The sequence below is a fragment of the Flavobacterium sp. genome (assembly GCF_004211145.1).
GTDB lineage: Bacteria > Bacteroidota > Bacteroidia > Flavobacteriales > Flavobacteriaceae > Flavobacterium.
In genome coordinates, this window is record NZ_SEBS01000039.1 from 24,420 (window position 1) to 31,665 (window position 7,246).

Below are 7,246 nucleotides of genomic sequence, written 5' to 3' on the forward strand. Positions count from 1 at the left end.
AAAAATGAAAATGAAAAGAACGAAATTTTTAAAAATCCCCGTTATCGCCTGCGCAGTTATTGCATTAATGACAGGTTGTGACGACAAAGAATTCCTTGACAAAAAACCTGAAGGTTATGCCACGGGTGACGAATATCCCGCCGGAGGTCTCGAAGCGCAAGTATTTGGGTTACTTGGCCGAATGAGAACTGAGGACGGTATCACCACATGGCAACGCTATTGGTTCCAAAGTATCCGATCGGACGATGCCGCAAAAGGCAGTACCGTAACCGATGCCGCCGCTTACGGAACTATTTTCGATTCATACCAGTATTCGGCTGCCGAAGGTTTCGCCGCTTCAAACTGGAACGGCCACTACCGTTTGATCTACGATTGCAACGACGTAATCGAGACCGTCAACGAAATGGAAACACCGGACGAGGCGACGCTTATCAACAAAGCCGAAGCATCTACGATCCGCGCTTTCGCCTATTTCGATCTTCGCAGGGATTACGGCGAAGTCCCGATTGTCTTGAACCGCGTGGAAACTCCTGAAGACGGTATCAAACCAAAAAGTACCGTTGCCGAAGTCGATGCGCAAATCGTCGCCGACCTGACATTCGCAATCGAGCATCTGCCTCCGAGCTGGCCGGGTCAATTAGGCCGCGTCACAAAAGGATTCGCACATACGATGCTGGGCAAATTGTATCTGTACCAACAGAACTATGCGCAGGCGTTGGCCCAGTTCGACGAAGTAATGGCGCTTGGCTACAGTTTGTACCCTGTTTACAAGGATATTTTCCTTCAAGCGGGCGACAATTCGACGGAATCTATCTTCGAAATCCAGTTCGCGAGAACGACGGCTAACCAAAACTACTCGAACAACTATTGGGAGTCGCAAGGCGTCCGCGGTACGAGTACTTGGGATTTAGGTTGGGGATTCAACGTTCCGACACAAGGGCTCGTCGATGCTTATGAAGCCGGAGATCCGCGCAAAGACGCGACGATCCTTTATTCAGGTGGCGATGACGGTTACGGCAACATCCTTCCGGGAGCGCCGCCTTTGGCTCAGCCATATTGGAATAGAAAAGCGTATACGGTTCCATCAGAACGAGCAAACTTCGGGGAAAACAAAAACCATTGGTCAAATATCAAGCTATATCGTTACGCCGACGTATTGCTAATGGCAGCCGAAGCCGCGAATGAGCTTGGACAAACAGCCGTAGCGACAGGCTATCTGAACCAGGTTCGCGCCCGTGCCCGTGGCGGTAACAACGCTATCTTGCCCGACGTGACTTCAGGCGATCAGGCAACGGTCCGCGCTGCGATCAAGCAGGAAAGAAGAATCGAGTTCGCTCTTGAAGGGGAACGTTTCTACGACCTTGTACGTTGGGGCGACGCTCCGTCAGTACTGGGCGGATTGGGCTATCAGCCAAAAAACAGGTATTATCCGATCCCGCAAACGGCGATCGACCAATTTGGTGGCGTACTTGTACAAAACCCGGACTATTGATTTACCGAAATTCCATACAATTTTTAAAATTTCAAATTATGAAAAACATTAAATTTTACCTGACTCGAATGAGTTGTGTGTTGCTTGCTGCTGCTGGCGTTGTGGGCTGTCAGGATATGGACAGACCCGAATTGGGAAATTATCCTGAGGACGAAAACCCTCCTGGAGGTCCATTGAAATTCTATGTACCGTTCGATCAGGACAGCGAAAACCCTTTGATGGTGGCTGTTGACCAGATCAAAGCGAAGTTTCCTACTGAAAATAACTTCACTACCACAACAGGAGTGAATGAAAACGGTGTGCAAGGTGTCAACGACGCGATGATCAACTACGCGAAACCAAACGACTGGGCAGCTACGGCCGACAGTTTCACGGTAGCGTTCTGGGAAAAGCACGACGGCCAAACCAAAAACGGAGCGAACCCGGGAGCTGAGCACATTTTCAGCGTTCCGTCGTCAAACGGTCACTGGTCAGGAGGCACGATGATGCTATTGTTCGATGCTTACGGAGGTTCGTCGACAGCGGCAGCCGTAAAATTCGTGATGGTCGATGCCGACATGGGCGACACTTGGATGACATGGGAAAACGCCGATTCTATTGAGGGTTTGCTCGACAACCAATGGCACCATTTCGCATTTTCGTATGACGCGGCTTCTTCAACGATGACATTGTACATTGACGGAGCGGTTTACGGAACCAAGACCTGGGGAACCCACGGCGGTGTAAACCTTGACGATTCGAAAGTCACAGGATTCCGCATCGGTAACGGTCCACAGACTCAAAATGCAGGCGGAGACAACTGGCTGTATTCAAACTGGAAAGGTAGCCTCGATCAATTCAGGCTGTACAACATCGCGCTTTCACAAGCTGAAGTAACCGATCTTTTCGTAAACAACAAGTAATTAAACTATTGCATAACGCCTGTCGCAGCTTTCGAGTTGCGACAGGCTTTATTATAAAAAAAGGAATGAAGTTTTTTAAGTACATCCTCACTATACCACTGGTTTTCTTGCTCAATTGCAGCAACGACAACCAAAAAGGCACTGAAGAACCCACTCAGCTCACTGACGACCAGCTCCTCGACAAAGTCCAAAAAGACGCCATCGTATATTTTTGGGATTTGGCACATCCGACATCTAAATTGGCGCGCGAGCGTTATCACATCGATAACCCAAGCACCGACGAAAACATCGTCACCACAGGAGGTTCAGGTTTCGGATTGATGACGTTGATCGTAGGAATCGAACGCGGATTCGTCCCAAGAGCCGAAGCGGTAACGCGATTGACGACTGCGTTGACTTTCCTCGAAAACGCCGACCGTTTCCACGGCGCATGGCCACACTGGATGAACGGCAACAGCGGAGCGGTAATCCCGTTCGGCGCGCCCGACAACGGAGGCGATCTTGTAGAAACCGCCTTTCTTTGCCAAGGACTCATTTGCGTAAGGGAATACTTTAAAAATGGAAATGCCCAGGAACAAGCCTTATCCCAAAAAGCCGACGTGCTTTGGAAAGGCGTGGAGTGGGATTGGTACACAAAAGGAGAAGACGCGCTGTACTGGCATTGGTCGCCTACGGTCGGCTGGCAGCTCAACTTCAAACTCGAAGGTTATAACGAATGTCTCGTCACGTATATCATGGGCGCTGCATCGACAACACATCCGATCCAACCCGCAGCGTATCATACGGCATGGGCGAGGAGCGGAAACATCGTACATCCGGGAACTCAATACGGGATGCCCGTTATTTTCAATTACAACGGCGCGACAGGAAATGTCGGCCCGTTATTCTGGGCTCATTACTCTTACCTGGGAATGGATCCCACAGGACTTACCGATCAATATGCGAATTATTGGGACGTGACCAAAAATCACTCTAAAATCATTTACGAACACTGTGTCGCCAATCCGCAACGAGGTTATTCCAACAAGATTTGGGGACTTACCGCAAGCTATACGAGGAATGACGATGGGACGACAGGCTATTCGGCTCATATGCCGACCAACGACCGTGGCGTGATCTCGCCCACGGCAGCATTGTCATCATTCCCTTACACGCCGCAGGAATCCATGCGATTTCTGAGATTCCTTTACGAAGAAAAAGCGAACCAATACGTCGGTATGGCCGGTCCGTACGACGCTTTCGCACCACAGCAGAATTGGGTCACGCAGCGTTATCTCGCCATCGACCAGGGAACGATCGTGCCGATGATCGAAAACTATCGCACGGGATTGCTGTGGAACCTATTCATGAACGCACCCGAAGTAAAGCAAGGTCTTTTGAACCTTGGGTTTCATTCGACCAAGCACGGGTTCTGACATCAAAAATGAAAAAAACGATTGTACTATACGCGCTATTTGTGTTGTTCGCCGGTTGTAAGTCCGACGCGAGCAAAACCGATATCGTAACCGCGAATCCAACCGAACATAAACTTTCCGACGAGCAATTGCTTGACCTTGTCGAAAAACAAACCTTCAAGTACTTCTGGGATTACGCCGAACCCAATTCAGGCTTGGCACGCGAGCGTTTCTTCCCTGACGGATATTATCCCGAGGATGATGCGCACGTAATCGCCGTCGGAGGTTCAGGCTTCGGGCTCATGTCGATTTTGGCGGCGATCAACCAGAAATACGTGACGCGCGAACAGGCCGTGACGCGACTTGAAAAAATAGCGAATTTCCTGGAAAAAGCCGATCGTTTCCACGGCGCATGGCCGCATTGGCTAAATGGGAACACGGGCAAAGTCGTGCCGTTCGGTCTTAAAGACAATGGCGGCGATTTGGTCGAAACATCGTTCTTGTGCGAAGGCATCATCTGTGTGCGCGAATTCTTCAAGGATGGAAACCAGCGTGAGAAAGAACTTGCCGCCAAATTCGATGCACTTTGGAAAGGCGTCGAATACAATTGGTACACGAACAAGGAGCAAAAACTGTATTGGCATTGGTCACCCGATTACAAATGGGAGATGGACTTTCCGCTCGAAGGGTACAACGAAACGATGATCACGTATGTTTTGGGCGCCTCGTCACCGAAATATCCGATCAATCCATCAGTATATCACGATTGCTGGGCGAGAAAAGGCGATATCGTAACCGACAAAAAACAATACGGAATTCCGTTGATCCTTAAGCACAATTACGCCGAAGACTGGGGCGGGTCGCTGTTTTGGGCGCATTACAGTTATGTCGGGCTCGATCCCGCCGAACTGTCGGACAAGTACGCGAACTATTGGGATGTGAACTACAACCAGACCAAGATCAACTACGAATACTGCGTCAAAAATCCCAAGAAATTCAAATGTTACGGCCCCGATTATTGGGGATTGACGGCTTCGTACTCGATCAACGCCGAAGGCACGATCGGTTACGATTCAAAGAAACGCGTCGGCTACAACGCACATCAACCCAACAACGACCACGGCATCGTCTCTCCGACGGCGGCAGTGAGCTCGATCGTGTACATGCCCAAGGAATCGCTTGCCGCCATGCGCAACTTTTACGAAAACTACAACGAGGAATCTTGGGGTGTCGCGGGCTTTTATGACGCGATAAGCTGCCAGTACAAAGCCTCGGCGAAACAATATTTGGCAATCGATCAAGGCCCGATGGTCGTCATGATCGAAAACCACCGCAGCGGTTTGTTGTGGAAACTGTTCATGAATGCGCCCGAGGTACAAAGCGGTTTGCTCAGCCTGGGATTCCATTCGAAGAAATACAATTTTTAAGCGATCGGGCTTTCCCGTCGCGACAATTTTTTTTGGGTTAGTTTTATTGATTTGCTGTTTTCACGGGTTTCTTTCGTTGTGCACGGAAGAAACTCCGAAAACAGTGCTTTTAGAGGAAAGTCGAAAGTCAAAAGTCGAAAGTCGAAAGTCCAAAGACTTAATCACCGGAAGACAATGACTCAAATCAACAAATCAACAAATCAACGCATCAACAATTCAACACACATAAAACACACACAATGAGAAAACAACTCATCGCCCTTTCGCTGCTCATCGCCGTTTCGGGTTTCGCGCAAAAGAAAAAGGCGACCACACTAAAACCAAAAGCCGAGTTCGTTTCGGAACTGATGTCCAAAATGACGCTCGACGAAAAAATAGGACAACTTAACTTGCCGACCTCAGGCGACATCACGACGGGTTCGTCCGGCAGCTGGGATATCGCGACCAAAATCGCTGAAGGAGAAGTCGGAGGCCTGTTCAACATTAAAACCGTCACCAAAATACGCGACGTGCAAAAGATCGCCGTCGAGAAAAGCCGTCTTGGTATTCCGATGATCTTCGGCATGGACGTCATCCACGGATACGAAACCGTATTCCCGATCCCGCTCGGTCTTTCGTGCAGTTGGGATATGGACGCGATCGAGAAAAGCGCACAAGTCGCATCGATTGAAGCCACGGCCGACGGAATCAACTGGACATTCTCACCGATGGTCGACATCTGTCGCGACGCACGCTGGGGACGAATCGCCGAAGGTTCAGGTGAAGACGTCTATCTGGGCAGCCGCATCGCCGAAGCCATGGTGCGCGGTTATCAGGGAAAAGATTATTCATCGGGCAAGAACATGATGTCGTGCGTGAAACATTTTGCATTGTACGGAGCCGCCGAAGCAGGTCGCGATTACAACACCACCGACATGAGCCGCATCCGCATGTATAACGAATATTTCCCGCCATATAAAGCGGCTTTCGACGCCGGAGCCGGTTCAGCGATGGTATCGTTCAACGAGATCGACGGAATTCCCGCGACCGGAAACAAATGGCTTTTGACCGACGTGCTTCGCAAACAATGGGGTTGGAAAGGTTTCGTCGTCACCGATTTCACGGGAATTCCTGAAATGATCGAACACGGAATGGGCGATCTGCAAACCGTTTCGGCACTCGCGTTGAACGCAGGCGTGGAAATGGACATGGTAGGCGAAGGTTTCCTCGGCACATTGAAAAAATCACTTGCCGAAGGAAAAGTTACCCAAGCCCAGATCGACAACGCCTGCCGTCTGATTCTTGAAGCGAAATACGACCTCGGACTCTTTCAGGATCCGTACAAGTATTGCGACTTGAAGCGTCCCGCAAAAGACGTATTCAACCAATCGAACCGCGCGACCGCTCGCAAGATCGCCTCCGAATCGATGGTTTTGCTAAAGAACGACAAGCAAATCCTTCCGCTAAAAAAGACAGGAACGATCGCCGTGATCGGGCCATTGGCCGACAACAAGGAAAACATGGGCGGAACCTGGAGCGTCGCAGCCAAAATGGAAAACGCCACATCGCTGCTTACGGGGATAAAATCGGTCGTCGGAACAAGCGCGAAAGTAACGTACGCGAAAGGAAGCAATCTCGATTACGACGCGGCATTCGAGGAGAAAGCGACGATGTTCGGAAAGACGTTGCACCGCGACAACCGCTCGTCTGAAGAACTATTGAAAGAAGCGCTCGAAGTCGCCAAAAACGCCGACGTCATCGTCGCCGCGATCGGAGAATCGGCCGAGATGAGCGGAGAATGTTCAAGCCGCACCGAACTCGAAATCCCACAAGCACAACAAGATTTGCTTCAGGCGTTGCTCAAAACGGGCAAACCTGTCGTGCTCGTACTTTTCAACGGCCGTCCTTTGGTTCTGGTCGACGAGGAAAAGTCGGTTCCTGCGATCCTCGACGTTTGGTTCTCGGGATCGGAAGCCGGTTTCGCAATCGCCGACGTGCTTTTCGGATCGGTAAATCCATCGGGAAAACTCACGACATCGTTCCCAAGAAGCG

Annotated in this window: 5 protein-coding genes; all 5 read left to right on the plus strand. The window is 50.3% G+C overall.

All coding sequences use genetic code 11. From position 1 onward, the window contains the following. The first annotated feature begins 10 nt into the window (after positions 1-10). Positions 11-1,492 carry a RagB/SusD family nutrient uptake outer membrane protein gene (locus EOO50_RS14825; RefSeq protein ID WP_290841064.1) on the plus strand — a complete coding sequence of 494 codons (1,482 nt, stop codon included), beginning with the start codon at positions 11-13 and terminating at the stop codon, positions 1,490-1,492. Positions 1,493-1,530: 38 nt separating this feature from the next. Then, complete coding sequence (locus EOO50_RS14830; RefSeq protein ID WP_290841065.1) at positions 1,531-2,394, plus strand: LamG domain-containing protein; 864 nt, start codon at positions 1,531-1,533, stop codon at positions 2,392-2,394. Between the two features lie 65 nt (positions 2,395-2,459). After that, on the plus strand, positions 2,460-3,809 hold the full coding sequence (locus EOO50_RS14835; protein WP_290841066.1) for a glucoamylase family protein: 1,350 nt from the start codon (positions 2,460-2,462) through the stop codon (positions 3,807-3,809). An 8-nt stretch (positions 3,810-3,817) separates the two neighbouring features. Continuing rightward, positions 3,818-5,215 carry a glucoamylase family protein gene (locus tag EOO50_RS14840; protein ID WP_290841067.1) on the plus strand — a complete coding sequence of 466 codons (1,398 nt, stop codon included), beginning with the start codon at positions 3,818-3,820 and terminating at the stop codon, positions 5,213-5,215. Positions 5,216-5,454: 239 nt separating this feature from the next. Beyond that, positions 5,455-7,246 (plus strand): beta-glucosidase BglX (gene bglX / locus EOO50_RS14845; RefSeq protein WP_290841068.1); only part of this gene is annotated, 1,792 nt, incomplete at its 3' end.

What these genes read in the sequence shown, in the direction of transcription:
- EOO50_RS14825 (WP_290841064.1), top strand. Translation starts at nt 11, where the DNA reads ATGAAAAGAACGAAATTTTTAAAAATCCCCGTTATCGCCTGCGCAGTT.
- EOO50_RS14830 (WP_290841065.1), top strand. Translation starts at nt 1,531, where the DNA reads ATGAAAAACATTAAATTTTACCTGACTCGAATGAGTTGTGTGTTGCTT.
- EOO50_RS14835 (WP_290841066.1), top strand. Translation starts at nt 2,460, where the DNA reads ATGAAGTTTTTTAAGTACATCCTCACTATACCACTGGTTTTCTTGCTC.
- EOO50_RS14840 (WP_290841067.1), top strand. Translation starts at nt 3,818, where the DNA reads ATGAAAAAAACGATTGTACTATACGCGCTATTTGTGTTGTTCGCCGGT.